A 25103-nucleotide genomic window follows, 5' to 3' on the forward strand; every position below is an offset into this window, starting at 1 on the left:
CGGCGGGTGAGCGGGGTCAGCCGCCGGTGGCGAATCCGGGGAAGAGGGTCATGCCCCCGTCGACGTACAGGGTGGTTCCCACGACGTAGTCCATGAGGTCGGAGGCGAGGGCGACCACCGCGTGGGCGATGTCCTGGGTGTCGCCGACCCGCCCGTAGGGGATCAGCTGGAGGAGCTCCTGCTCGGCCTCCGGCGTCGACCAGGCGTCGCGGTTGATGGGGGTCTTGATGGCCCCGGGAGCGACCGCGTTCACCCGGATCCGCTTGGGGGCGAGTTCCTGCGCGAGCGTCTGCATCATCATCGCCACGCCGCCCTTGGAGGACGCGTAGTTGACGTGACCCGCCCACGGGATGAGCTGGTGCACCGAGCTCATGCAGATGATCTTGCCCGCGGCGCTCGACACCTCTGGAACGACCCCGCGCCGCAGGAACTCCTTGGTCGCCTCCCGGGCGCAGAGGAACTGCCCGGTGAGGTTGACGTCCAGCACCTTCTGCCATTGCGCGAGGGTCATCTCGGTGAACTGGGCGTCCCGCTGGAGTCCGGCGTTGGCGACGAGGATGTCGATCGTCCCGAACTCCTCGACCATCCGCTGCGTCATGGCGACGACCTGGTCCTCGTCGGACACGTCCGCCTCGTACGCCGCCGCCCGCACCCCGAACGAGGTGATCTCCTCGACGACCTTCTCCGCCTCGTCCCGACCCGCCACGTAATTGACGACGACGTCGGCACCGGCCCTGCCCAGGCCGATGGCCGTGGCCATGCCGATTCCGGAGTTGGCCCCGGTCACCAGTGCCTTCTGGCCCCGGAGCAGATGGGCGGGGATCACATTCTGGGGCGCGCCCCCTGCGGAACTCACGATCGACTGCCTCCTCCAGCGCGCGACCCTGTCAGGTCAGGCCGCGTCCCGACGAACTCGCGCGCCACACAACCACCCTGGACACAGGGCAACGCTCACGGCGGGCGGTCGTTGCGCTGCCTGGCCGATGAGGTTCGCCCTGTCGGGGACGCGGCCTCGGGCGTCAGCCCAGCCGCTCCAGCAGGTGGTCGCCCACGCGCAGGGCGTTCGCGATGGCCGTGAGGGACGGATTGACCGCGCCGATGCTCGGGAAGAAGCTCGTGTCGACGACGTAGAGGTTGTCCACCTCGTGCGCCTTGCAGTTGACGTCCAGGGCGGAGGACGCCGGGTCGTCGCCGAACCGGACGGTGCCCGCCTGGTGGGCGGTGGCGCCGATCGGCATGCCCTTGTACAGGTAGATGCTGCGGGTCAGCAGATGATGCTCGTGCATGCCCAGGTGCCCGAGCATGTGCTGGAGTTTGTGCCGCAGCCGCTTGACGCCGGCGGTGTTGTTGTTCTCGTCGAGCGCGAGGTGGATGCGGCCGTCGCCGTCCAGGGTGACCCGGTTGTCGGGGAGCGGGAGGTCCTCTCCGCACAGCCAGAAGTCGACGGCGTGGTGAGCCAGCACGGCGAAGGGCATGTCCAGGGGGAGCGAGCCGGCCCAGCGGGGGGCCTCGCCATGGATCTGCTCGGCGTCCGACTTGCCGAGCATCTGGATGCCGCCGAGAGGGTAGTCCCAGTCGTCCGCGCCGAGATACCAGTCGTGCAGGGCGAGCGTCTTCTGGAACTTCGTGTCGTTGGGTTCCAACGACACAGCCACCAGCGCCAGATTGTTGTGCCGCATGTAGTGCCGTCCGACCACGTCGGAGCCGTTGGCCAGACCCCGGGGGTGTTGGTCGTTCGCCGAAGCGAGCAGCAGCGCGGCCGAGTTGACCGCCCCGCAGGAGACGACCACGATGTCCGCCGCGTACCGGGTCTCTTCGCCGTTCGCGAGCCGGGCGACGACCGAGTCGACGGTGCGCCCCGTCGGATCCGTCTCCAGCCGCACCACGTGCGCGTTGGTGACCATCTCGACGTTGGGGTGCCGCAGGGCGGGATCGACGCAGATCACCTGGGCGTCGGACTTGGCGCCGATGAGGCACGGAAACCCGTCGACCCGGTCACAGCGGATGCACGCGCTGGCGTGCGTCGCCCGGCCCGCCTCGTCCTGGGTCAGGTTGACACCGATGGGCAGATGGAAGGGGTGCAGGCCCTGCTTCTCCAGGTCGTCGCTGAGCCGCTGGATCCGGGGCTCGTGCTCGACCGGGGGATACGCGTACTGCGCGCTGACCTGCCCCTCCCAGGGGTCCTCGCCGTGCCGTCCGTGCACCAGGTAGAGGTGCTCGGCCTGCGTGTAGTACGGCTCCAGGTCGTCGTAGCGGATCGGCCACGCGGGCGACATCCCGTCGTGGTGCCGCAGTTCACCGAAGTCCTCGGGCCGCAGCCGGAACAGGGCCGCCCCGTAGAACTTGGTGTTGCCGCCGACGTAGTAGTTGACCTCGGGCGGGAACTCCTTGCCCCGGTCGTCGAACCAGAACTCCTGGGCCCGGTACTTGCTCTTGACGAACACCGAGGTGGAATCCCAGTTGTCCCGCTCCCGCGGGAGGTAGTCGCCCCGTTCGAGGACGAGTACCCGTTTGCCGGAGGGAGCCAGCCGGTGGGCGAGCGTGCCACCGCCGGCACCGGTTCCGATGATGATGACGTCGTAGTGGGGGGCGTCGCCCACAGCGACCACCGTCCTCAGGTTCGCGGTCCGGCGTCCTCCCCCCGGGGAGCAGTCACGCCTGCTTCCTCTTCGAACGTATACGCCCTACGACGGCTCGGCACCTGGAAGCCGGGCGCGCCAGGACAGCCCCGGTCAGAGCACGGCGATCGGATTCACCGGAGAGCCGGTGGCCGCGGGCAGCCGCAGCGGAGCGACCACGCACAGGAAGTGCCAGCGGCCCAGCTCCGCGCACGCCGATGCCACCTCCTCCAGGTCCAGGTAGTCCATCAAGGGCACCCCCATGGCCTGCACGGACAGCACATGCACGGGGAACCCGACTCCCGCCACCTCGCTCGGAGCGGTGTCGCTGTTGCCGTCCGACCCCAGGACGGAGACGCGCCGCTCGGCCACGAACTCCATCGCCGTCGGATGGAGACCCGTCCGCAGCCGTGCCGCGTCCCACGCGCCGACCTCGCGGCGCCGAAGCCGGTGGCCGACGCGCACGAAGAGCAGATCGCCCGGCCCGGTCCGGACCCCTTGGGCGGCCTCGGCCGCCGCGAGGTCGTCGGCCGTCACATGGCCGCCGGGCTCCAGCCAGGGCACATCGCGCAGCCGTGCGATGTCCAGGAGCACACCGCGACCGACGATTCCGTCGTGGAACAGGTCGACCGTGAGCGCCTGCGCGCCGTCCGGCGTCACGGTGTCCGCCGGCACGCCTCCGTAGATCTCGCCGTCGAAGATCACATGGCACAGCGCGTCGAGGTGGCTGTCCGCGTCGCCGTGCACGTTCATGCCGAAATGGTCGTGCGCGAAGTGCAGCCCGGCCGTTTCCGCCTCCCGCTGCGAGGGTCCCCCCATGCGGTGCGTGGCGGGCTCCGGGTTGTCCGGACCGACCCGCGTCCCGATGGGCCCGGCCAGGCCCACGGTGCGCCCGTACCGCACCTCGGCGGCCGCTGCCGCCACCCGCTCGGGGGTGAGATGGACCAGTGCGCCGCGGCTGCGCTCCACACCGGTCTGTGCCTGCTCACGCAGCTGCCGGTAGAGGGACCGGAACGCCTGTTCGGACATCGGATGCGTACGAGTCGTCACGCCGACCTCCTCCCGATCCGTCCGAGGTCGATACCTCCAATCTCCGCCGCCGTCGTTCCCCCCGCATCCCGGACGTGCGCCCGTCCTCTCCGACGAGGACGCCTGACGGGTGGCACGCCCGGTCAGACGCCCTTCGCCGGGCGCGGTGCCTGGAAGCGGTGCCTAGAAGAAGCCGAGCTTCTTCGGCGCGTAGGACACCAGCAGGTTCTTCGTCTGCTGATAGTGCTCCAGCATCATCTTGTGCGTCTCACGCCCGATGCCCGACCCCTTGTAGCCGCCGAACGCCGCGTGCGCCGGGTAGGCGTGGTAGCAGTTCGTCCAGACGCGGCCCGCCTGGATCGCCCGGCCCGCGCGGTACGCGGTGTTGATGTCCCGCGTCCACACGCCCGCGCCGAGCCCGTACAGGGTGTCGTTGGCGATCTTGATGGCGTCGTCGAAGTCGTCGAAGGACGTCACCGAGACGACCGGGCCGAAGATCTCCTCCTGGAAGATCCGCATGCGGTTGTCGCCCTCGAAGACGGTGGGCTGGACGTAGTAGCCGCCCTTCAACTCACCGTCGTGCTCGATACGTTCGCCGCCCGTGAGGACCCGGGCGCCTTCCTGCCGGCCGATGTCCAGGTAGGAAAGGATCTTCTCCAACTGGTCGTTGGAGGCCTGGGCGCCGATCATCGTGTCCGTGTCGAGCGGGTGACCGGTCTTGATCTGCTCGGTCCGCGCGATCGCCGCCTCCATGAACTCGGCGTACCGGCCCCGCTGCACCAGCGCCCGGGACGGACAGGTGCACACCTCGCCCTGGTTGAGCGCGAACATCGTGAAGCCTTCGAGCGCCTTGTCCCGGAAGTCGTCGTTCGCCGCCCAGACGTCGTCGAAGAAGATGTTCGGGGACTTGCCGCCGAGTTCGAGGGTGACCGGAGTGATGTTCTCCGAGGCGTACTGCATGATCAGCCGGCCGGTCGTGGTCTCCCCGGTGAACGCCACTTTGGCGACGCGCGGGCTGGACGCCAGTGGCTTGCCCGCCTCCACTCCGAAGCCGTTGACCACGTTGAGCACGCCGGGCGGGAGGAGGTCGGCGACCAGGCTCAGCCAGTAGTGGATGGACGCCGGCGTCTGCTCGGCCGGTTTCAGCACGACCGCGTTGCCCGCCGCCAGCGCCGGGGCGAGCTTCCAGGTCGCCATGAGGATCGGGAAGTTCCACGGGATGATCTGCGCGACCACACCCAACGGCTCGTGGAAGTGGTACGCCACCGTGTCGTCGTCGACCTCGCCGAGCGACCCCTCCTGGGCCCTGATCGCCCCCGCGAAGTAGCGGAAGTGGTCGATGGCCAGTGGAATGTCGGCCGCCAGGGTCTCCCGGACCGGCTTGCCGTTCTCCCAGCTCTCCGCGACGGCCAGCTTCTCCAGGTTCGCCTCCATACGGTCGGCGATCTTCAGCAGGATGTCGGCGCGCTCGGTCACCGACGTCCGGCCCCACGCCGGGGCCGCCGCGTGCGCCGCGTCCAGCGCCCGCTCCACGTCCTCCGCGGTGCCCCGCGCGATCTCGGTGAACGGCTGCCCGTTCACCGGCGTCGGGTTGTCGAAGTACTGCCCCCGGATCGGCGGCACGTACTCACCGCCGATGAAGTGGTCGTAGCGTGCCTGGTAGGAGACGATCGCACCCTCGGTGCCGGGCGCCGCGTAACGGGTCATACTGCTCTGCCTCCCGAAGAACCGCCGCCCGCCGTTGGGCGGCTCTGCGCGCGAGGCTAGGGACGGCGAGGTTGCAAGTACGTTGCGTGAGGCGGCGGTTCCGGGATGGTCGCCGGTCGCTCAGTGCGCCGGCCGGCGAGACCGGGCCGGCGGTGCCGAGAGCTCGGACTCCAGCGCCGCCAGCCGGGACCGCACCGCCGCCGTCGGGCGTACCGCGGCCAGTGCCCGCCATACATCGATGTCGTCCCCGCCCCAGGGCGCGTGCGCCCAGTCCGCCAGCAGATCGGGATCGTGGCCGGCGATCAGCGCGGTACGCAGTCCGTCGGCGAGGAGACGCCTGAGCCGCACCACCGCCGGCGCCTGGGAACCGGGCAGCAGCGGGCCCGTGTACGCCGTGGCCGCCGCGGTGACCGCGCCTGTCTCCAGGCGGCGTTCGACGACCGTGACGTCCGACTCCACCGGCACCGTCAGCCGGTAGGGCCGGGAACCGACCAGGGCGGGGCCGAGCAGACGACGCAGTCGGGCCAGTTCGGCGCGCAGGGTCACCGGCGTCACCGACTCGTCCTCGTACAGCGCGCACAGCAACTCGTCGCCGGTCAGCCCCTCCGGGTGGCGCGCCAGCAGCACCAGGATCTCGCTGTGCCGCCGACTGAGCCTGAGCCGGCGGCCGGCCACGAGCAACTGCGCCTCGTCGCGGCCCAACGCCGACAGTTCCACTGTGTCCGCCGCGGGCGTCTGCGGCGCCAGCAGCGCCAGATGCGACTCCGCGGCCCGCGCCACCGCCTGCACGAACCCCAGGCTGTGCGGATGCGCCAGCCCGTCACCGCCGGTGATGTCCACCGCCCCCAGCACCCGCCCCGTGCGCGGATCGTGCACCGGCGCCGCCGCACACGTCCAGGGCTGCACGCGGCGGATGAAGTGCTCGGCCGCGAACACCTGCACCGGCCGGTCCACGGCGACCGCCGTGCCCGGCGCGTTCGTCCCGACCGCGCTCTCCGCCCACCGCGCCCCCGGCACGAAGTTCATCCCTCCCGCCTTGCGCCTGGTCGTCGGATGTCCCTCGACCCACAGCAGCCTGCCGTGCGCGTCGCACACCGCCAGCAGATGCTCGCCGTCGGACGCGAAACCGCCCAGCAACTCGCGGAACAGTGGCATCACCCGCGCCAGCGGATGCTCCGCGCGGTAGCTGCCGAGGTCGCCGTCCACGAGTTCCACGGACGCGGTCCCGTCCGGACCGACACCGGCCCGCGCGGAGCGCCGCCATGAGTCGGCCACCACGCCCCGCACCGGCTTCGGCACGGTGCCCACCTCGGTGAACGTCTCATGCGCCCGACGCAACACCCGTACGCGCTCGGCGGGGTCGGCTCCCGGTTCCAGAGCCACCCACGGATCGGTCAACTCGGCCTCCCCGGAAGCGATGCGGCTGGGGACATCGTCACTCCGAGTACGCGCACGGACAACCTTTTCGACGAGGGGTACCCGAACGACTGGCGCACCGGCGCAGATGTGCGAGCCTCAGACCGCGTTGACGAGTCGTATGTACCGCGTCCAGTCCCAGTGCGGACCGGGATCGGTGTGATCGGTGCCCGGCACCTCGTAATGCCCGATGATGTGCGCCCGGTCCGTCGGTATGCCGTGTCTGGCGCAGATCGTCGCGGTGAGACGGGCCGACGTCTCGTACATGACGTCGGTGAACCAGGCGGGTTGGTCCACCCATCCCTCGTGCTCGACGCCGACGCTGCGCGTGTTGAGGTCCCAGTCCCCGGCGTGCCACGCGATGTCCGCCTCCCGAACACACTGGGAGGTGTGTCCGTCGGCCGAGCGGACGACGTAGTGGGCGGACACCTGGTGCTTCGGACGTTGAAAGACGGACAGGGAGTTGCGGTAGCGGGTCTGTGTCACGTGGATGATCACCCGGTCGACTGGATGGGACAAGGGGCGGTTGGCCACCGTGTAGTTGGCGGTGCTCGCCGGCCGCCACTCGGCGAGCGGGTAGTCCGGGCCGGGGACGTGGAGCCCGGCTCGCCATTCGGGCAGCAGGGCGTACGGGACGGCGGCGAGGGCGGTGCCCTGGAGGATCTTCCGTCGGCTGAGACGCGGTCTTCGCTGTTCGGGACGTGGTGTTGCGCGTTCCAAGAGGTGATTGCCTTTCGGTCGTCGAGTCGGGCCCGGGCCTGCTCAGCGCAGCGTCGCGGCGGTCTCCCGCAGCCGTGCGTGCACTCCGCGGTGCGTCTCGCGCGCGGGCAGCCACTGCTTGCGGATCTTGGCCACACAGGTGTAGTTGGTGTCGCACACGTTGGCCAGCGGCGACTCGACCGCCTGCGTGGCGAACTGGTAGGCGTCCAACTCGCTGAACCCGTAGTCCCGCGCCAGCCACTGCACCAGGTCGAGCTGGGATATCCGGAACGCGTCCTCCAACGGCCGTGCCGAGCCCGTCGAGATGATGTGCGTGTCCGACTCGATCCGGGGCCACGGGGTGGCGAGCCCCTTGAGCAACTCGACGATCACCACGGTGTTCATCGCGCACTCCACCGCGACCCCACAGGTCTCGCCCTCGCCCTGGCGGGCGTGCCCATCGCCGAGGCTGAGCAGCGCGCCCTCGACGTTCACCCCGAGATAGCAGGTGACGCCCGCCCGCATCTCCGGTGTGTCCATGTTCCCGCCGTGCGCGTCGGGCACCAGCGCCGAGCGCACCTCCAGGTTGGCGGGCGCCACCCCGACGGTGCCGTGCATCGGATCCATGGGCAGCTCGGCCTCGAAGTCACTGTCGTGCGCCCGGAACAGCGCCGTACGCCGGGCCCGGTCCAGTTGCCAGATCCAGACGGTCTCCGGCAGGGGTGGTTGCAGCGTGGCCGTGGTGTGCGTCGAGGTGAGCGCGCCGAAGAGCGGGACCGTGGTCGAGGCGGCCCAGTCCCGGGCCGGTTCGATCGACACGAAGTGCACCGCGATCGTGTCTCCCGGCTCGGCGCCCTCGATATGGAAGGGCCCTGTCTGGGGGTTGAGGTAAGGGAATTCGCACACTTCCGAGACCAGGTCCTTCTCCGACCGCACCCGTCCCGCGAAGCAGTCCTCCGTGTACAGATCGAGGACCGTGCCGGGGGCGATGCGTGCGACCGGCGGTGCGCCGCCGAAGGTCCAGGCGTATTCGCCCGGCTCGGGTCGCACGGTGAGGATCCGAGGGTCGCTCATGGCTGCACAGCTCCGTTCTGTTCTGCGGAAGGCGGGGGGAGGGGGCGTCCTCGTAAGGCGGGGAGGGTCGTCGAGAACTCCGGTGGGCGAGGATGGGGCGTCGATAAGGCCGGGGGAAGGCCGGTGGCTGAGGGACGTCGAGGACGGAGACGCGTGGTGTCGGCTGTCACCCCGGGATGACGCCGACACGACGGCTGCGCCTCACGTGAATCACGGTACGGCGCTGGTCGGTCGGGCAGAAGGGCCCGCTGGGTTTCCGTGGACGGCGGCCCGGTTGTGGACAACTCCGTCACTCACACGAGTGAACAGGCCCTGGAATCGACCCTGTTCTGACTTCAGTCGGGCCTTTCAGCCCTGGAATCAGGCCCGTTCCGCCACGGCGGCCGGATCGTCCAGCACCGCTCGCACCACGGAGTGCGCGGCCCCCAGCAACGGCCCCTCCGGACCCAGCCGAGACACGGACACCGGACAGGCCGGCCCCGCCGTGCGCCGGGCCAATTCGGCCTCCAGCGACGGCAGCAGCCAGGGCGCGAGCCCGGCCAGCGCACCGCCCAGCACCACGCTCTCCGGGTCCAGCAGATTGACCGCGCCGGTCAGCGCGACACCGAGCGCCGTTCCCGCGTCGCGCAGGGCACGCCGTACGTTTTCGTCCCCCTCGGCGGCCAGCCCGGCGAGCAGCCCCACCCGGTCGTCGCCGGGCTCCAGTCCGGCTGCGCGCAGCACCGCCTCCTCACCTGCGTACTGCTCCAGGCACCCGCGCCCCCCGCAGGGGCACTCGGGTCCGTCGGGCCGGACAGGCACGTGGCCCAACTCGCCCGCGAAGCCGCGCGTTCCACGCAGCAGCCCGCCGTCCACCACGATGCCCGCACCGATGCCGATCTCCGCCGACACATGCAGGAAGTCACGAGGGGTGCCTTCGCCGAGCCAGAGTTCGGCGAGTGCGCCGAAGTCGGCCTCGTTGCCCACGGTGAGGGGATGGTGCGCGGGGAGCAGGGCGGCCAGGTCGGTGTCGTGCCAGTCGAGGTTCGGGGCGCGTACGACCGTGCGGGCGTCGCGCGCCACCAGACCCGGAACGGCGACCGCCAGGCCGGTGGGCCACAGTCCCTCGCGTTCCGCCTCGGCGACGACCTGGCGTACCAATGCGTCGAGTTCCTCGATGACCGGTTCGGGCGCGCGTCCCCGGTTCGCGGCGTGCCGAACCGCCCTGGAACGCACCTCGCCGCGCAGATCGACGGCACAGACGGCGAGATGGTCGACGCCGATCTCCGCGCCTATCCCGGCCGGACCGTGCCCGCTGACGGCGAGCGCCGAGCCGGGCCGGCCCACCCGTCCGGGCCGCTCGGGACCGAGCTCGTCCAGCAGGCCGGAGCGGATCAGCTCGTCGACGAGGGTGGAGACCGCCGCACGCGTCAGCCCGATCCGGGAGGCGACGGCCGCACGGGAGAGCGGGCCCTCGGCGCTGACGGTGTGCATCACCCGGGCGAGGTTGCGGCGGCGCATGCCCTGCTGGGTGTCGGGCAGTGCGCGCCCGGCGCCGGTCGGGTGCGCCTCGTGCGGCGGTGCGGTCATTCCTCCGTCAGTCCTCAGTGCGTTTCGGGGGCTCGCTCCAGCAGCGGGGCCGCGTCGGAGAGTACCCCGCTGATCCTGGCCAGCGTCTCCTCGTCGCGCTCGACGGCGTCGAGCACCGGCCCCCGCTCGGTGTTCCAGCGCCGGGCGACCGCGGCCGGGTCCTCGCCGGTCAGCAGGCCTGCCGCCTGGGCGGCGGCGCCGAGCGCGACCAGTTCCCTCGCCTCGGGGATTTGCACCGGGCGCCCCGACAGCCGTCGTACGGTCTGCTGCCAGGCCGTGCCCCGGGCGCCGCCGCCGATCAGCAGCAGCGGGGCCGAGCGGTCCGCGTCGTCGTCGAGGACCAGGTCGAGGGCGCCGAGCAGGGCGTGCACGGCGCCGTCGTAGGCGGCCTGGAGGAGCTGGCCCGCGGTCGTGTCATGGCGCAGGCCGTGCAGGATGCCGGAGGCGTTCGGCAGGTTCGGTGTGCGCTCGCCGTCCAGGTACGGGAGAAGCGTGATGCCGGTGGTGGGCTCGACGGCCTCACGGTCGAGGCCCAGCAGGGCCGCCAGACGGTCGACGGCGAGCGTGCAGTTCAGGGTGCAGGCCAGCGGCAGCCAGTCGCCGTGCGCGTCCGCGAAGCCCGCCACCGTGCCGGTCGGGTCGGCGGGGCGCCGCTTCGAGACCGCGTACACCGTGCCGGAGGTGCCGAGGCTCAGTACGGGCATGCCGGGGCGCAGGCCGAGGCCCAGCGCGGCGGCGGCATTGTCGCCGGTACCCGGCGCGACCAGGGTGCCCTTGGAGAATGGCAGGTCGTGGCTGTCGCGGACGGTGCCGGCGATCTCGCCGGGCCGGACCACACGGGGCAGCAGCGCCGGGTCGAGCCCCACATGCGCGAGGATCTCGTCGTCGTACGACTCCGTCCCGGACGCCCACCAGCCCGTACCGGACGCGTCGCCCCGGTCGGTCGTGCCCAGCCCCGTCAGGCGTTCGGTGAGGTAGTCGTGGGGGAGGCGTACGGCCTTGGTGGCCCGGACGGACTCCGGTTCGTGCTCGGCCAGCCAGGCCCACTTCGTGACCGTGAAGGACGCGGCCGGGACGGAGCCGACGCGCTCGGCCCAGAACTTCGCGCCGCCGAGTTCCTCGGTCAGACGGCGGGCCTGGGGCGCCGAGCGCACGTCGTTCCACAGCAGCGCCGGGCGGACCGGCTCGCCCCGGTCGTCGAGGGTGACCAGGCCGTGCTGCTGCCCGCCGATGGACACCGCGGCCGCCTCGTGCGCGGCCTCGCCGCACTGACGCAGCGCCTTGCCGAGGGCGTCCCACCACTGGCGAGGGTCGCTCTCGCGGCCGGCGCCGGAGGACACCGTGTGGGCTGCCTGGCCGCTCGCGACGACCTGCCCGGTCGACGCGTCGACGACCAGGGCCTTCGTGGACTGGGTCGATGTGTCCACGCCGACGACGAGCGGACCCTCGGCTGCTGACATCGGGCTCTCCCTTTTCTGCGGTTCTGCGGCTCTGACCTGCTGTTTCGAGGGTGCGCCGGGAGTGGCGACCCGGACTTCACCCCTTCAGGGACATCTTGTCCCTTCCCAGGGACGTGTGGGCATACTAATTTGTAAAGTGCCATGACGAAATAGTCCTGGCAGGCAGTCGCAGCAAGCAGTCGTCAGTAAGCGAGGAGCCGTGGCATGAGCTACCAGCCCACCCCCGAGGACAGGTTCACCTTCGGTCTGTGGACCGTCGGCTGGCAGGGAAGGGACCCCTTCGGTGACGCCACTCGCCGAGCCCTCGACCCGGTCGAGACGGTGCGGCGCCTGGCCGATCTCGGCGCCCACGGCGTCACCTTCCACGACGACGACCTGATCCCGTTCGGGTCCTCCGACACCGAGCGCGAGGCGCACGTCAAGCGCTTCCGTGAGGCACTCGACGCCACCGGCATGACGGTGCCGATGGCCACCACCAACCTCTTCACGCACCCCGTCTTCAAGGACGGCGCGTTCACCGCCAACGACCGCGACGTGCGCCGCTACGCCCTGCGCAAGACGATCCGCAACATCGACCTCGCGGTCGAACTCGGTGCGAAGACGTATGTGGCCTGGGGCGGCCGCGAGGGCGCGGAGTCCGGTGGCGCCAAGGAGGTGCGCGTGGCCCTCGACCGTATGAAGGAGGCCTTCGACCTCCTCGGCGAGTACGTCACCTCCCAGGGCTACGACCTGAAGTTCGCGATCGAGCCCAAGCCGAACGAGCCGCGCGGCGACATCCTGCTGCCCACCGTCGGCCACGCGCTGGCGTTCATCGAGCGCCTGGAACGCCCCGAGCTGTACGGCGTGAACCCCGAGGTCGGTCACGAGCAGATGGCCGGGCTGAACTTCCCGCACGGCATCGCGCAGGCGCTGTGGGCGGGCAAGCTCTTCCACATCGACCTCAACGGCCAGTCCGGCATCAAGTACGACCAGGACCTGCGCTTCGGTGCCGGGGACCTGCGTGCCGCCTTCTGGCTGGTCGACCTCCTGGAGAGCGCCGGTTACGCCGGCCCGCGTCACTTCGACTTCAAGCCGCCGCGGACCGAGGACCTCGACGGTGTGTGGGCGTCGGCGGCGGGCTGCATGCGCAACTACCTCATCCTGAAGGAGCGTTCGGCGGCCTTCCGAGCCGACCCGGAGGTCCAGGCAGCCCTGCGTGCCTCGCGTCTCGACGAACTGGCCCAGCCGACTGCGGCGGACGGCCTGAAGGGGCTGCTCGCGGACCGCACGGCCTTCGAGGAGTTCGACGTCGACAAGGCCGCCGCGCGCGGGATGGCGTTCGAGCACCTCGACCAGCTGGCGATGGACCATCTGCTGGGCGTGCGCGGCTGAACCCACGCCTTCGCCGCCTGCCTGCGCCGCGCGGGGTACCGGCCCGGCTGGATCCGGGCCGCGCCCAAGTCCCGCGGAATGTTCCGGAATCGTGCGATCCGTGGAATGGGCGCGTATTAACCCCCATGTGGGGGTCGCGCCACGGCCCGCGCAACGGCGACTCTGGACGGTATGGCCATGCCGCCCGTACCGCCTCAGCCGCCAGGACCGCCGGGTGACACGCCGCCTCCGGGCGGCGGCTTCGGACCACCCACCACAGGGGGTTACGGGCCACCGGGAGGGTACGGGCCGCCTCCGGGGGACGGTGGCCCGCCCTCGTACGGTGCCTGGCCACCCCCGGAGCCGCCCGGGGGCGGAGGCGGACCGGGCCGGCGGCGCGGTCCGCTCGTCATCCTGCTCATCGCCATTGTGGCCGTAGGAGCCGTTGTGGCCGTGGTCCTGATGGCCTCGGGCAGCGACGACTCACCCGACGAGAAGACGCCAGCCGAGAGCAGCACGAGCGGCTCGCCCAGGCCGTCCTTCAGCATCCCGACCGAGCTCCCCAGCAGACTGCCGAGCGAGCTGCCCACGTCACTGCCGTCGGGATTCCCGACCGAGCTGCCCAGTGGCCTGCCCAGCGGCTTGGAGTCGTTGCTGCCGTCGCTGGCGGACGAGTTGCCGTAGACGCCGGAAGGAAGCGGCACGCGCGCGTACCGCTCCCCGAGGGGCACTCGCGCGTGTCCGCGTCTCGCGTCCGATCCGGCGTCAGATGCCGTGCGGGATGCGCACGTAGATCACGGACGTCTCGATGCCGCTGTCGACCAGCCGTCCGTCCTCGTCGAACGCCTCCGCGCCGTCCGTCATCCCGAAGTCGTTGTCGTTGATCAGCGCCAGGGTGTCGTGGTCGACACGCGCGACGCCCTCGATCTTCCCGGGCACACCGGCGACGGTGCCGAGGTCGACGACCAGACGCTTGCGCAGTACCGGAACGCCCGACGTCTTCGGGTCGTCGAGCTGCTCGAGCGACGGGGAGGTCGTGTCGTCGTCCCAGCGGCTGCCGAGGATGTTCGCCGCACGGTCCAGACGGACCAACTGGAGGCGCGCGGCCTTGTCGGTGCGCTCCTCGACCAGCAGCCGGTTTCCGCCCACGGCCACGACCGAGGAGATCTTCAGTTCGGAGGTGTCGTCCTCGCCGGGGTCCACGACGTTCACCGCGTCGAAGCGGTACGCGTACTCCGCGGTGATCGCCTTCTTCTTCGGCGAAAAGCGCAGCAGCCGCGTGGTGCGCGACGCCTCCCCGGCATCCGTGTCGGGCAGGGACAGCGGGCTCTGTACGGCCATCACCAGGTCGCCGCCCGGCAGTTGGGCGAGCCCTTCGAAACCGCGGTTGATCTTCCGGTGCAGCAGCACGGAGGGCAGCGCTTCCACCACCGGGTAGTCGGCGCCGGTGAGGCCGAGCCCCTTGGGCACATACCGCGTGAGGACCTTCCCGCGCGCGGAGACGTGGACCAGGGAGGGGCCGTACTCGTCGACGAGCCAGAAACTCCCGTCGGCGGCGCGGACGATGCCCTCGGTGTCGAGTCCGTTCGGGTTGTACGTGAGCGGAGTCCGCGCGTCATAGGTGTACGGCGCCTCGTCGCGCCCCTGCTGGTTCGACAGACCGGTGACGGCCTTGCCGGACGCGATGGTGATCGCCATCGCGTCCAGCACCTTCACGGTGCTGCCGGTCACCCGGATCTTCACGATCGCCGGGTCGAAGCCCGGCACCGGGAACGTACGGCGCTTCGAACCGTCCACCTTGATCTGGCCGTTGGGGCCGCGGTCGGTGACCGTCCAGAACTCGCCCTTGCGGCCCGCCGGGTAGATGTCGCTTCCGATGCCGCCGAGGTCCACGCCCCGGTCGTCGCCCACGGTGCCGGGCAGCAGCGCGTTGCTGAACGCGGCGAGCGGGACGTCGCCGAGGGTGGCGGTGCGCTCGACGTGCGCGGTGTGGTGTCCGTCCCCGGCGCCGGCGGGCCCGGCGGCCGCGAGCGCCGCGATCACGGCGAGGGGTACACCCCCGGCGACGAGACGGTGAGCACGGCGCCGGCCTGTGGCGTGCGGGGACATTCGGGCCTCCTGAGGACCAAGTTCTCTGACAGCGGCCAGATTTGGAGCCCGCGCGGAACGCCTGACGACCGGAGGGTGAACGCGGGGCGACGGGCGCTCGGCGGGCGGAAGTCGTCGACGGCAGCTCAACTGGCCTCGCTGTCAAGCCTGTTCGCCTGAGCACCGCCGACGATTCCGACTATGGCCCCACACCTCACCGAGTCAGCCGAGGCTGAGCTCTACGCTTGCTCGTGGTCCGTGTGCCGCACCGAGGCCAGCGCCGTCGCCGGATCCCGCGCCGGACCTCCCGCCGGCACCCAGCGGCCCCGTTCCTCGCGATACGGCCACCAGCGTCCGTCCCGTCCGAGGCGCAGTTGCCCCGGCTCGCCGACGATGGTCCAACGGTTGCCCTGCGCCCGCAGCGCAGGCCGCTCCTCCTCGTCCCAGGCCGAATCCAGGGCGGCACGCGCGCGTGCGAGCGTTTCGCCCTCGACGGACCACTCCTCGTCGAGCACCGAAAGCGCGGAGACCCCGCCCAGTCGCCAAGCGTGCACGGCGGCCTCCCATTCGTCGCGGCCGCGCCCCGATCCGGCGGCCAGCCGTTCGGCCACGTGCGCGGGCGGACCGCCGACGGCGAGGCGCACGGCATCCTGTTCGAGGCTCAACTCCGTTTCCACGATTTGCTGTTCCGGATCCGTCCGCAGCGCCTCCATGAGCATGCGGTGCGCTTCCGCGGCGGTCCGGGCAGCCAGGAACTCCAGCGCGGACGGATCGACACCGGGCCCTGGCAGCGTCTCGGTGTCCAGGGACGGCGGCACCCCAGGCCCGGCGGGCACCTCGGCCGGTGCGGGCAACGGCGGCAGGATGTCGCCCGTCGCATACGCCTCCGCGGCGTCCACGCCCTCGGGCTCGGACGGTTCGGACCGTTCGCGCCGGCTGTCGGCGGCTGCGGTGCTGCGGGCCTGGAGGTCGTTCAGGAGCTCGCGTTCGCCCCGTCCGCGCATCAGCAGCAGCACGAAGGGGTCCTGGTCCAGCAACCGTGCCACCTGGTAGCAGAGGGCCGCTGTGTGACCGCAGTGGTCCCAGGCCTCGCAGCCGCACCTCGGTTCGAGATCGCCCATGCCCGGGAGCAGTTCGATGCCCGTGGCCAAGGCGTCCTCCACCAGGTGCGGTGGCATCTCGCGGTCCAGTAGCGCGGCGACATGCCCGGCCCGCTCCACGGCCATGTCGAGGAAGCGGTCCCACTCCTCCGCGGTCAGCTCCTCCAGCAGTACGTCCGCCCGGTGTGCCGTGTGATCGCGGCCCTGCACCACCGCCGTGATGCGCCCCGGGCGCACCGAGACCGCGCCGACCGCGCCCGCTCGCGCCAGCCTGCGTCCGGCCTTGAGCTGTGACGAGTCCAGCGCCGTCTCCTCCAGTGCCTTCAGCCAGGTCTGGCCCCACCACGTCTGCGCGAAGCCTCGCCCGTGCGCGGGCGGCAGCGCCGCGAACGTGCGCTCCAGATCATCGTCGTGCCGAGTCATCTCGTGCCCCCTCGCAGTTCCACCAGATCGGCCAGCTCCGCGTCCGTCAGCTCCGTGAGCGCTGCCTCGCCCGCGCCGAGCACCGCGTCGGCGAGCTCACGCTTGCGGTTCAGCATGTCGGCGATGCGGTCCTCGATGGTTCCCTCGGCGATCAGCCGGTGCACCTGTACGGGCCGGGTCTGGCCGATGCGGTACGCGCGGTCGGTGGCCTGGGCCTCGACGGCGGGGTTCCACCAGCGGTCGTAGTGCACGACATGTTCGGCGCGGGTCAGGTTCAGACCGGTGCCCGCGGCCTTCAACGACAGCAGGAAGACGGGCACTTCACCGTCCTGGAAGCGCCCCACCAGAGCCTCGCGCTCCGCCACGGGTGTTCCGCCGTGCAGGAACTGTGTGTGCACTCCGCGGGCCGCCAGATGCTCTTCGATGAGACGTCCCATCCGTACGTACTGCGTGAAGACCAGGACGCTCGCACCCTCGGAGAGGATGGTGTCGAGCAGTTCGTCCAGCAGCTCCAGCTTCCCCGAGCGTCCGGCGATCGTCGGCCTCTCCTCCTTGAGGAACTGCGCCGGGTGGTTGCAGATCTGCTTCAGGCCCGTCAGGAGCTTCACGATCAGGCCCCGCCGCGCCATGCTGTCGGCTTCGGCGATCTCCGCCAGCGTCTCGCGGACCACCGCCTCGTACAGGCCCGCCTGTTCCGTGGTCAGGGACACCGCGCGATCCGTCTCGGTCTTCGGCGGGAGTTCCGGGGCGATCCCGGGATCGGACTTGCGTCGGCGCAGCAGGAACGGGCGCACGAGCCGGGCGAGCCGCTCCGCGGCGGCCGGGTCCTGGCCGCCCTCGACGGCCTGGGCGTAGCGCGCGCGGAAGGTGCCGAGGCGGCCCAGCAGACCCGGGGTCGTCCAGTCGAGGATCGCCCACAGCTCCGACAGGTTGTTCTCGACCGGCGTGCCGGTGAGCGCCACGCGCGCGCGTGCGCCGATGGAGCGCAACGCGCGCGCGGTCGCGGAGTACGGGTTCTTCACATGCTGGGCCTCGTCGGCCACGACCATGCCCCACGGCACCTCGGCCAGCCGCCGCGCGTCCAGGCGCATCGTGCCGTAGGTCGTGAGCACGAACTCTCCGTCCGCGAGCGCCTCCAGGTCGCGCCGGGAGCCGTGGAAGCGGCGTACGCGCGTGCCGGGTGCGAACTTCTCGATCTCGCGCTGCCAGTTGCCCATCAGGGACGTCGGACACACGACCAGCGTCGGACCGGCGGACGAAGTGTCGGACTGCCGGTGGAGGTGCAGTGCGATGAGTGTGATCGTCTTGCCCAAGCCCATGTCGTCGGCCAGGCAGCAGCCCAGGCCCAGCGATGTCATGCGGGCCAGCCAACTCAGGCCGCGGCGCTGGTAGTCCCGCAGCGTCGCCGCGAGCGCCGGCGGCTGGCCCACGGGCTCCTGTCCCTCGGGATCCGCGAGGCGCTCCCGCAGCGCCGCCAGCCAGCCCGTGGGCCGCACCTCGACCCGCCGGCCGTCCACCTCCGTGGAGCCCGTCAGCGCGGCGCCCAGCGCGTCGATGGGCGTGACCTTGTGGTCCTGTTGCGCACGGGTGCGGCGCACCTCATGTGGATCGACCAGGACCCACTGGTCGCGCAGCCGCACCACCGGGCGGTTCGCCTCCGCAAGACGGTCCAGCTCCTCGCGCGTTAGCCGCTGGCCGCCCAGCGCGAACCACCAGTTGAAGGCGAGCAGCGAGTCGGCGGACAGGAACGACGGCATGTCCGACGGGCTCCCGCCGGGCGCCGCCTCCTCGTCGGGCGGACCGATCACCGCTCGGGCCGTCAGCTCCCGCGCGAGGTGCTTGGGCCAGTGGACGTCCATTCCGGCCCCGGCGAGATGCCGCGCGCCCGCCCCAAGGAGGTCGGTCACCTCCTCGTCGGCGAGTTCCACCACGTCCGGTACGGCTGCCGAGAGCAGCGGCGTGAGCGGAGCCCAGGCGCGGGCCGCGCGGCGCAGTGCCAGCAGGGCTTCCATCCGGGCGTGCGGGCCGAAGCCCTCCGCTCCGGCCCACACGTCGGCGGCGTCCGCGACCAGCGTCGGGTCGCTCACGCTGTGCACCTGGAGCGCCGCCCGGAAGGACAGCGCCGCATCGTCGTCCGTCGCCTCGGCGAGGCCGGGGACCTCCAGCCGCAGGGAGAGCCGTACGCCCGCGTCGTGGCCCGCGGCGACATCGTCAGCCCACGCGCGCAGCGCGGGCACCCGCTGCGGCTCCCGTGCCGCGTAGGCGGGGCCGCCCGTCACGAGCGCCGCCGCGGGGGAGCGGGGAAGCACGTCGGCGACCGCGTCCAGGAAGGCCCGCAGCAGCCGCTCCGGATCCGGCAACCGCAGCGGCCCCGGGACGCTCAGTGGCACCGCGTGCGCTTCGGGCGGCATGGCGGCGGCGAGGGCACGGATGTGCTCGACGTCCTCTGGGCGCAGTGGACCGGCGCGCCAGGCGTCGTGATCGTCCGCGGAGAGGCCGGGCAGCATCAGTCCCCGTGCCACGAGTCGCAGGGCCAGCACGGCCGCCGTGCCCCAGAAGACGGCCGCGCGGGGCGCCTGCGTGGACGTACGCGCACGCGTGAGCGCGGGCAGGGCGGCTCGCACCGGGAGCAGCACGGCCGGCACGCGTACCAGCTCGACACCGCCGTCGCCGGGCAGGACGACTTCCAGATCCTCGACGGATCCGGACGCGACGGGCGGAACGGCGCCGCCGTCGGGGTGCCAGAAGGCGACCCGGCCGGTGCGCGCGGGATCGCCGGGCACGAAAACGGCATGGCAAGAGGCCAGTTCGGAGATCTCGGGCGGTGTTGCCTCGGGAAGCCTCGGCACAGCTATGCGACTCTCCTCAAACTTGACTACCCGGAGTGGGAGGGGTTGAGGGTACAGCACTCGGCAGCGATTCGGTCCGCCTGCTGAGTGACCTGGGTCACCCTTGGTTGGTATGGGTATCTCAGGTGTGCGGAGCCCGGGCTCGACCGATGTGGATCGGGCGTCGGTCGTCCCCGGACCTCCGCGACCCGTAGGGGCCGGACCTCAGGGTCGTCTCAGGGTCGCGGCTCGGAACCGCCGGCGGCGCGGACCCGTTTTCAGGTCAGAGAGCGGCAGTGGCCGCGAAGGAGGCGACGCACATGTCGAAGAACGCGAAGATCGCCGCGGGAGGTGTGGCGGCCGGCCTCATCCTGCTGATCTGGCTGCCGTGGTGGGCCGCGCTCCTGATAGTCCTGGGAGTCCCGGCCGCCGCGTACCTCACGCTCGACCCGTCACAGCGGCGCAGGCTGCGCCGGGCCACGCGCAAGGAGCTGGGTCGCTGATCCTCACCCGGCCGCCGGTGCGACAGGGGTGGACAGCGCGCAGGAGTTGAGCACGTCACCGCTCGCGGGCCTGGAGACCGTGTGGTCCGCGGGCGGTCGCGTGCCTCGCTCCACCCACGCGACCAGCGCGTCGAACGCCGACCGGTAGCAGGGCAGGATGGGTCGGAGCCGGTCCGGATAGGTGTCGTACAAGCCGTCGACATGCGTGCCGCCCGCGATCGTGAAGTAGCGGTGCAGTGAGCCCCGCCCGCTCGCGTCGATCATCCGCGCGTACACATCGGAGTCGGCCGCCTTGGGCAACAGCGCGTCCAGATCGCCGTGCAGTGTGATCAGCGGTCGGCCGATGCGCCCGGTCAGGGCGACGCGGTCCACGGCCCGGTGGACGGACGCGGGGCGCGACGCGTAGTCGTAGCGGGCGTCGGACGCGCACGGCGCAAGGATCTGCTCCGGCGTCGTCCCGGCGGACGGTCCGGGACAGCCAGGGTCGTACGACGGGTCGAACTCGGCGCGATAGATCTTCTGCGTGACTCCCCAGTAGGCCCGCTCGTGGTACGGCCACAGGAACTCGGAGCCGCGCGCGAAGCCGACGCGGTACAGGTCCTCGTCCCGCGCGGAGCCGAACATGCGGGACACGGCCGTGGGCAAGGAGGTGAGGAGGCTGGGGCCGTCGGCGGTCCACAGGGCGCCCTCCCAGTCGACGCCGCCGTCGTACAGCTCGGGGTGGTTCTCGAGCTGCCAGCGTGTCAGGTATCCGCCGTTGGAGATGCCGGTCATGTAGGTACGGCGGGGCCCATGGCCGTAGCGCTGGGTCACCGCCCTGCGCGCGGCCCGCGTCAACTGAGTGGTCCGCGTGTTCCACTCGGCGACCGCGTCACCCGGCCGCTTGCCGTCCCGGTAGAAGTCGGAGCCGCTGTTGCCCTTGTCGGTCGCCGCGTACGCATAGCCCAGCGCGAGCACCTGGTCGGATATCGCCTTGTCCGTCGCGTACTGCCTGCGGGTGCCCGGGGCTCCGGTGACGACCAGTCCGCCGTTCCAGCGGTCGGGCAGCCGGATCACGAACTGCGCGTCATGACCCCAACCGTGGGTGTTGTTGAACCGAGAGGAGTCGGGGAAGTAGCCGTCGACCTGAATCCCTGGCACACCGGACGGCGTCCGCGTGCCCTGTGCGGTCAGGCCGGCCTGGTCGGTGGTGTCGGTGTAGGGCGTGCCGGCCAGGCCCGTCGTGGTCAGGTCCGGCAGGCAGGCGGTCTGCTGGAAGGCTGCGCCCGGTATCCGTACACGCTCCTGACGCCCGCAGTGCGCCTCGCCGACCGCCGCGGCCGTCGTGGGAGTCGGCCCGCTCAGGGCGGTGGCCAGCAGCGTGGCGGCAACGATCGGGACAGCCCTGGACAGACGCATGGAGGCCTCCTGGCAGAGGGGAGACGGGGGAAACGGAAGTGAATCCGTGAAGGCTGCCTCATCGTGCGGGCTCGGGTCCGTGCCAGCCATGGGTTGGGGCCACATGGAAGGCCGCCGTCAGATGGGGCCTCGGGACAGGGTTGCCGTAGGCGAAAGCCCACGACGTCACCACGGAGAGGGAAGGTCTGCCATGCCTTCCCGTCCCAAGTCCGCCATCGCGCTCCAGGCGCAGCGGCCGTGTCACGAGCTCACTATGGGCGCGCGGTCGCACCGCCCGGATTCAGATCGGGCGGACGGCCATCTTGTCCAGTGCTTCCAGCAGCCCGGGCAGCTCCGGGCCACGGCCCACCGGCAGCACCTCGCCGGGCTCGTCGTCCAGGAGCACGAACGCGATGTCGTCGGTCCGGGCGACCAGCGACCAGCCGGGGCCGTCGGCGCGCAGGGTCCGTGCGTCGCCCGGCGCGAAGGAGGACCGGACGCGGCCGAGCGGAGGCGGGGCGTCCACGTAGGCGCGGGCCTCCGCGAGGACTCGCCGGACACCGCTGTGGCCGCCCTGCCCCTCGACCTGCTCGGCGCTCCCGGCCGGCTCGGTGTTTGCGACACTCCCGTCGTCGCCCTCGCCCTCGCTCGCGTCGGGAGTCCCGACGGCCTCCGGCGCGCCGTCCGGCGACGCGAACTGCGCGTCGTCGATCTGTTCCCGCCACATCGCCCACTGAAGGGCGATCTCGTCGGCACCGAGGCGCCGTTGAGCCGGGCCCCACACGCTCGTGTCCGGCGGCGCCAGCGGAGGACCGTCCGCGTCGTCGGGGGCGGGGTCGTGCGGTGCGGGCACGTTGGGGGCGGCGACGGCCACCGCCAGCGGCCAGCCGGGCAGCGCGGCGACGACCGTGCGTTCGTCGGGCGACAGGTCGTACTCCATGCCACAGTCCCAGGACGCGATGGCGACGGCCACCAGGGAGACGTCGTCGATGACGACCGTCCACCGGGCGCCGTCGCCGTCCTGGCCGAGCACCAGGCCGTAGCCGTCGGCGAGCGGCGCGAGGCCCAGCGCGGCGCAGGCCTCCGGATAGTCGTCGCCCAGCACGCTCGGGAACTTCGCCGGCGTCAGCAACACCGCCGTGAGCACATAGAGCGCATCGTCCGCGGCGGCGACGGCCTCCTCGTCCGTCCCGGCCATCCCAGCCTCCCCATCGGTTCGTCCATCGGCGCGCACCCTAGTGCGACCGGAAGCCGCTTGTCACGACTCCCAGGCGCACTCGAGCTGCTGTTTTCCGGCCGGACGGGGCGAATCGACCGCGATTTCGCCCACGCCGTCAGGCCGCCGGGAGCCCGAGGAGGGACCGGGCCACGGTCTGCGGCGACTCGTCGCGCTCCCGGGCGAGCGCGATGACGGCGCGGCACGCCAGCTCGCTCACGCCGAACGACAGCGCCTCCGGGGAAACCCAGCCCGTGGCCTCGTCGATCTGGTCCTGGTCGTCCTCCGCGCAAGCGGACACATACACGGCGGCCGCCTCGAACAAATTGTGTGTGCGCCGGTCGCCGCCGGTGTCCGGCTCCCCTCGAAAAGCCCGGAGGAACCTCGCGCACGACTTGCGCACCCTGCCCCACATGATGACCACCTGCCCCCTCTGTGGCTGTCCTGGCTGATCGTCCGTCTCCTGCCAATCAACGTAGAGTTGGAGTCCGGGCGGCAGAAGAGGGGCGACGCGGTGAAGGGCTCCCGGCGACTCGATGGCCGTGGCTCAGGCGTCGAGTGAGGCGATCGTTTCTCGCAGCCACCTGAGTTCGGCCCGGGACGTGGCCCGCGCGATGGTCAGGATGCCGCGTCGGAAGGGATCGTCCACCTCCTCCGCCGGCAGCGGGCGGTCGCCGTCGTAGAAGAAGCTCGCGGGCTCCTTCAGGAAGGCCAGCCGACGGCGCAGTACGGCGGACTGGGCGGCCGGGTCGTCCAGGTGGCGCAGGAAGGCGAGCACGGCGAACCACCGGTTCTCGTCGCTGATGTCCCGCGGGTCCGGCTCGGCGAGTCGGCGGCGCAGTTCCCGTCGTCCCTTCTCGGTCGGCGTCAGCACATGGCGTGGAGCGGCCACTGATCCGGGCTCGGTGGTCCGGGCGAGCAGGTCCGCCTTCTCCAGCCGTTTGATCGCCGGGTACAGCGTGCTCTCGGCGACCGGCTTCACGTGCCCTATGAGTGCGGCGATGCGTTTGCGCAGCTCATAGCCGTGGAGCGGGGCGTCGCAGAGGAATCCGAGGATGGCGAGCTCAAGCATGACCACATTCTCGCGCGGCTCCGGTGTACATCGGGAGTCCTGTACATCGGGAGGCATGTACTTCGGCGCGCGTGTACATCGGATGGCCTGCACATCGGATGGCATGTACATCGGTTCGTGCATGCATCGATCTCTCAATACCTCGTATCCGATGTATATAGTGCGAGTGCCAACAAGACTCTGGGGGGCGCGATGAAGCAGGCCGACTTCGACGGCAGGGGCAGTCGTATCCGATGGACGGAGGCGCCGGGGGAGGAGCCCGCGCGCGTGTACGTGCACGGACTGGGGTCGGTCTCCTCCGTGTACCACGCCCACATCGCGGCCCGGCCCGAACTCGCGGGGCGACGGAGCCTGTTCGTCGACCTTCCGGGGCACGGCATCAGCGACCGGCCCGCGGACTTCGGCTACACCCTGGAGGAGCACGCCGACGCCCTGGCGGCGGCCCTGGACGCGGCGGGAGTGAGCGGCGCCGAGCTGATCGCGCACAGCATGGGCGGTTCGGTCGCCATCGTGCTCGCGCACCGCCGGCCCGAGCTGGTCTCCCGGCTGGTCCTCACCGAGGCCAACCTCGACGCCTCACCCCCGCCCGCCGCGGGGAGCGCGTGGATCACCGCCCATGACGAGGAGACCTTCGTCGAAGAGGCCTACGCGCGCGTGCTGGACGCGGTCGGGCCGGTGTGGGCGGCGACCATGCGATTGGCGGACCCGCGCGCGCTGCACCGCAGTGCCGTGGGGCTGAGGCGGGGGTCCGTGCCGGTCATGCGCGACATCCTCGCGCGGCTGCCGATCGACCGGGTGTTCCTCCAGGGCGGGGCGAGCGGTGAACTCGCCGGAAGGCAGGCCCTGGAGGAGGCGGGCGTACGCGTGGTGACCGTGCCGGGCGCCGGTCACAACGTCATGCTCGACGCCCCCGACGCCTTCGCCGAGGTCGTCGCCGGACGAGGGTGAGCCGCCGGAGTCGTCAGGATTCGCGTACGGCCAGTGCGAGGAAGCGGTCGTCCTCGTCGACGTACGACGTCATGCGCCAGCCGGAACCGGCCAGCAGCGGCCGGAGATTGGGCTCGGCCCGCAGGTCGTCCGGTGTGATCTGCCGCCCCTGGCGCGCCGCGAGCGCCGCCCTGCCGATCGGGTGGAACAGCGCGAGCGTTCCGCCGGGGCGCACCACGCGGGCCAACTCCCGCAGATTCTCGCCGGGATGCGGCAGATGCGCGACGAGACCGGCCGCGAACACGGCGTCGAGCGACTCCGACCGCACCGGCAGTGCGGCCACGTCGGCGAGCAGCAACCGCCCGTCCGTGTGCCGTCCGGCCCGTACGGCGGCCTCCAGCATCGCCGGGGTCAGATCGGCCCCCAGGACCACTCCCGAGGGCCCCACGGCGGCACGCAGCGGCGGCAGAGCGCGCCCCGTGCCGCAACCCGCGTCCAGCACCCGAGCCCCTTCGCGCAGTCCGAGCTCGGCGACCGCGGCGGCGTAGGCGGGTCCGTCGTCGGGGAACCTGCTGTCCCAGTCGGCGGCACGGGCGGTGAAGAACTCCTGCACATGTGTGTGGTCGTCGCTCATGCTCCGCATGATC

Annotated in this window: 21 protein-coding genes; 4 read left to right on the forward strand and 17 right to left on the reverse strand. The window is 71.5% G+C overall.

Annotated elements, in window-relative coordinates:
* Positions 1-16 precede the first annotated feature (16 nt).
* From ACIQWG_RS01405 to xylB, 9 genes are all read right to left on the reverse strand, one after another.
* Positions 17-856 carry an SDR family oxidoreductase gene (locus tag ACIQWG_RS01405; protein WP_404089010.1) on the reverse strand — a complete coding sequence of 280 codons (840 nt, stop codon included), beginning with the start codon at positions 854-856 and terminating at the stop codon, positions 17-19.
* Positions 857-1019: 163 nt separating this feature from the next.
* The gene (locus ACIQWG_RS01410; RefSeq protein WP_404089012.1) at positions 1020-2600 is read right to left on the reverse strand and encodes a GMC oxidoreductase; all 1581 of its coding nucleotides are present in this window, start codon (positions 2598-2600) and stop codon (positions 1020-1022) included.
* A 132-nt stretch (positions 2601-2732) separates the two neighbouring features.
* Positions 2733-3647 carry a cyclase family protein gene (locus ACIQWG_RS01415; RefSeq protein WP_404090751.1) on the reverse strand — a complete coding sequence of 305 codons (915 nt, stop codon included), beginning with the start codon at positions 3645-3647 and terminating at the stop codon, positions 2733-2735.
* A gap of 183 nt (positions 3648-3830) precedes the next feature.
* Positions 3831-5354, reverse strand: coding sequence for an aldehyde dehydrogenase family protein (locus tag ACIQWG_RS01420; protein WP_404089014.1), 1524 nt, complete (start codon positions 5352-5354; stop codon positions 3831-3833).
* Positions 5355-5474: 120 nt separating this feature from the next.
* Complete coding sequence (locus tag ACIQWG_RS01425; RefSeq protein WP_404089016.1) at positions 5475-6752, reverse strand: GAF domain-containing protein; 1278 nt, start codon at positions 6750-6752, stop codon at positions 5475-5477.
* A 117-nt stretch (positions 6753-6869) separates the two neighbouring features.
* Positions 6870-7490 (reverse strand): N-acetylmuramoyl-L-alanine amidase, encoded by a 621-nt coding sequence (locus ACIQWG_RS01430; RefSeq protein ID WP_404089018.1) that lies wholly within the window; start codon positions 7488-7490, stop codon positions 6870-6872.
* Between the two features lie 42 nt (positions 7491-7532).
* Positions 7533-8543 (reverse strand): acetamidase/formamidase family protein, encoded by a 1011-nt coding sequence (locus ACIQWG_RS01435; protein WP_404089020.1) that lies wholly within the window; start codon positions 8541-8543, stop codon positions 7533-7535.
* Positions 8544-8903: 360 nt separating this feature from the next.
* On the reverse strand, positions 8904-10112 hold the full coding sequence (locus tag ACIQWG_RS01440; RefSeq protein ID WP_404089022.1) for an ROK family protein: 1209 nt from the start codon (positions 10110-10112) through the stop codon (positions 8904-8906).
* 14 nt (positions 10113-10126) lie between these two features.
* Positions 10127-11572, reverse strand: a complete 1446-nt coding sequence (xylB, locus tag ACIQWG_RS01445; protein ID WP_404089024.1) for a xylulokinase — start codon at positions 11570-11572, stop codon at positions 10127-10129.
* Positions 11573-11776: 204 nt separating this feature from the next.
* Here xylB and xylA point away from each other — a divergent pair, with 204 nt between their 5' ends.
* Complete coding sequence (xylA, locus tag ACIQWG_RS01450) at positions 11777-12943, forward strand: xylose isomerase (protein ID WP_404089026.1); 1167 nt, start codon at positions 11777-11779, stop codon at positions 12941-12943.
* A gap of 426 nt (positions 12944-13369) precedes the next feature.
* Positions 13370-13606: a hypothetical protein gene (locus ACIQWG_RS01455; RefSeq protein WP_404089028.1), complete on the forward strand. Its 237-nt coding sequence runs from the start codon at positions 13370-13372 to the stop codon at positions 13604-13606.
* A gap of 81 nt (positions 13607-13687) precedes the next feature.
* On the opposite strand, the gene ACIQWG_RS01460 is transcribed toward ACIQWG_RS01455, so the two are convergent.
* From ACIQWG_RS01460 to ACIQWG_RS01470, 3 genes are all read right to left on the reverse strand, one after another.
* Positions 13688-15031, reverse strand: a complete 1344-nt coding sequence (locus tag ACIQWG_RS01460) for an esterase-like activity of phytase family protein (RefSeq protein ID WP_404089030.1) — start codon at positions 15029-15031, stop codon at positions 13688-13690.
* A gap of 218 nt (positions 15032-15249) precedes the next feature.
* Positions 15250-16533, reverse strand: coding sequence for an SWF or SNF family helicase (locus ACIQWG_RS01465; protein WP_404089032.1), 1284 nt, complete (start codon positions 16531-16533; stop codon positions 15250-15252).
* A complete protein-coding gene (locus tag ACIQWG_RS01470; RefSeq protein ID WP_404089034.1) occupies positions 16530-19382 on the reverse strand; it encodes a DEAD/DEAH box helicase in 2853 nt (950 codons plus the stop codon). Before ACIQWG_RS01470 ends, ACIQWG_RS01465 begins: the two co-directional genes overlap by 4 nt.
* Positions 19383-19681: 299 nt before the next feature.
* Here ACIQWG_RS01470 and ACIQWG_RS01475 point away from each other — a divergent pair, with 299 nt between their 5' ends.
* Entirely contained in the window at positions 19682-19864 is a 183-nt protein-coding gene (locus ACIQWG_RS01475; RefSeq protein WP_062704261.1) for a hypothetical protein, read from the forward strand.
* 3 nt (positions 19865-19867) lie between these two features.
* Here the strand turns inward: ACIQWG_RS01475 and ACIQWG_RS01480 are convergent, their stop codons facing one another.
* The 4 genes from ACIQWG_RS01480 to ACIQWG_RS01495 form a co-directional block, all read right to left on the reverse strand.
* A complete protein-coding gene (locus tag ACIQWG_RS01480; protein WP_404089036.1) occupies positions 19868-21262 on the reverse strand; it encodes a tannase/feruloyl esterase family alpha/beta hydrolase in 1395 nt (464 codons plus the stop codon).
* Positions 21263-21542: 280 nt separating this feature from the next.
* Complete coding sequence (locus tag ACIQWG_RS01485; RefSeq protein ID WP_404089038.1) at positions 21543-22439, reverse strand: hypothetical protein; 897 nt, start codon at positions 22437-22439, stop codon at positions 21543-21545.
* Between the two features lie 136 nt (positions 22440-22575).
* A complete protein-coding gene (locus ACIQWG_RS01490; protein ID WP_404089040.1) occupies positions 22576-22872 on the reverse strand; it encodes a hypothetical protein in 297 nt (98 codons plus the stop codon).
* A gap of 132 nt (positions 22873-23004) precedes the next feature.
* The gene (locus ACIQWG_RS01495) at positions 23005-23529 is read right to left on the reverse strand and encodes a PadR family transcriptional regulator (RefSeq protein WP_404089042.1); all 525 of its coding nucleotides are present in this window, start codon (positions 23527-23529) and stop codon (positions 23005-23007) included.
* A gap of 192 nt (positions 23530-23721) precedes the next feature.
* Between ACIQWG_RS01495 and ACIQWG_RS01500 the strand changes: the two genes are divergently transcribed.
* Positions 23722-24477, forward strand: coding sequence for an alpha/beta fold hydrolase (locus tag ACIQWG_RS01500; RefSeq protein ID WP_404089044.1), 756 nt, complete (start codon positions 23722-23724; stop codon positions 24475-24477).
* Between the two features lie 13 nt (positions 24478-24490).
* Here ACIQWG_RS01500 and ACIQWG_RS01505 read toward each other — a convergent pair whose 3' ends face one another.
* Positions 24491-25090 carry a class I SAM-dependent methyltransferase gene (locus tag ACIQWG_RS01505; RefSeq protein ID WP_404089046.1) on the reverse strand — a complete coding sequence of 200 codons (600 nt, stop codon included), beginning with the start codon at positions 25088-25090 and terminating at the stop codon, positions 24491-24493.
* Positions 25091-25103 lie beyond the last annotated feature (13 nt).

Source organism: Streptomyces sp. NPDC098781 (assembly GCF_044759995.1).
In the GTDB taxonomy this organism is placed as follows: domain Bacteria; phylum Actinomycetota; class Actinomycetes; order Streptomycetales; family Streptomycetaceae; genus Streptomyces.

Bases quoted from the DNA above. Each gene is read 5' to 3' on its own strand.
- ACIQWG_RS01415 (WP_404090751.1), bottom strand. From the start codon at position 3,647: ATGTCCGAACAGGCGTTCCGGTCCCTCTACCGGCAGCTGCGTGAGCAG.
- ACIQWG_RS01420 (WP_404089014.1), bottom strand. From the start codon at position 5,354: ATGACCCGTTACGCGGCGCCCGGCACCGAGGGTGCGATCGTCTCCTAC.
- ACIQWG_RS01435 (WP_404089020.1), bottom strand. From the start codon at position 8,543: ATGAGCGACCCTCGGATCCTCACCGTGCGACCCGAGCCGGGCGAATAC.
- ACIQWG_RS01440 (WP_404089022.1), bottom strand. From the start codon at position 10,112: ATGACCGCACCGCCGCACGAGGCGCACCCGACCGGCGCCGGGCGCGCA.
- xylB (WP_404089024.1), bottom strand. From the start codon at position 11,572: ATGTCAGCAGCCGAGGGTCCGCTCGTCGTCGGCGTGGACACATCGACC.
- xylA (WP_404089026.1), top strand. From the start codon at position 11,777: ATGAGCTACCAGCCCACCCCCGAGGACAGGTTCACCTTCGGTCTGTGG.
- ACIQWG_RS01460 (WP_404089030.1), bottom strand. From the start codon at position 15,031: ATGTCCCCGCACGCCACAGGCCGGCGCCGTGCTCACCGTCTCGTCGCC.
- ACIQWG_RS01465 (WP_404089032.1), bottom strand. From the start codon at position 16,533: ATGACTCGGCACGACGATGATCTGGAGCGCACGTTCGCGGCGCTGCCG.
- ACIQWG_RS01475 (WP_062704261.1), top strand. From the start codon at position 19,682: ATGTCGAAGAACGCGAAGATCGCCGCGGGAGGTGTGGCGGCCGGCCTC.
- ACIQWG_RS01480 (WP_404089036.1), bottom strand. From the start codon at position 21,262: ATGCGTCTGTCCAGGGCTGTCCCGATCGTTGCCGCCACGCTGCTGGCC.
- ACIQWG_RS01485 (WP_404089038.1), bottom strand. From the start codon at position 22,439: ATGGCCGGGACGGACGAGGAGGCCGTCGCCGCCGCGGACGATGCGCTC.
- ACIQWG_RS01490 (WP_404089040.1), bottom strand. From the start codon at position 22,872: ATGTGGGGCAGGGTGCGCAAGTCGTGCGCGAGGTTCCTCCGGGCTTTT.
- ACIQWG_RS01495 (WP_404089042.1), bottom strand. From the start codon at position 23,529: ATGCTTGAGCTCGCCATCCTCGGATTCCTCTGCGACGCCCCGCTCCAC.
- ACIQWG_RS01500 (WP_404089044.1), top strand. From the start codon at position 23,722: ATGAAGCAGGCCGACTTCGACGGCAGGGGCAGTCGTATCCGATGGACG.
- ACIQWG_RS01505 (WP_404089046.1), bottom strand. From the start codon at position 25,090: ATGAGCGACGACCACACACATGTGCAGGAGTTCTTCACCGCCCGTGCC.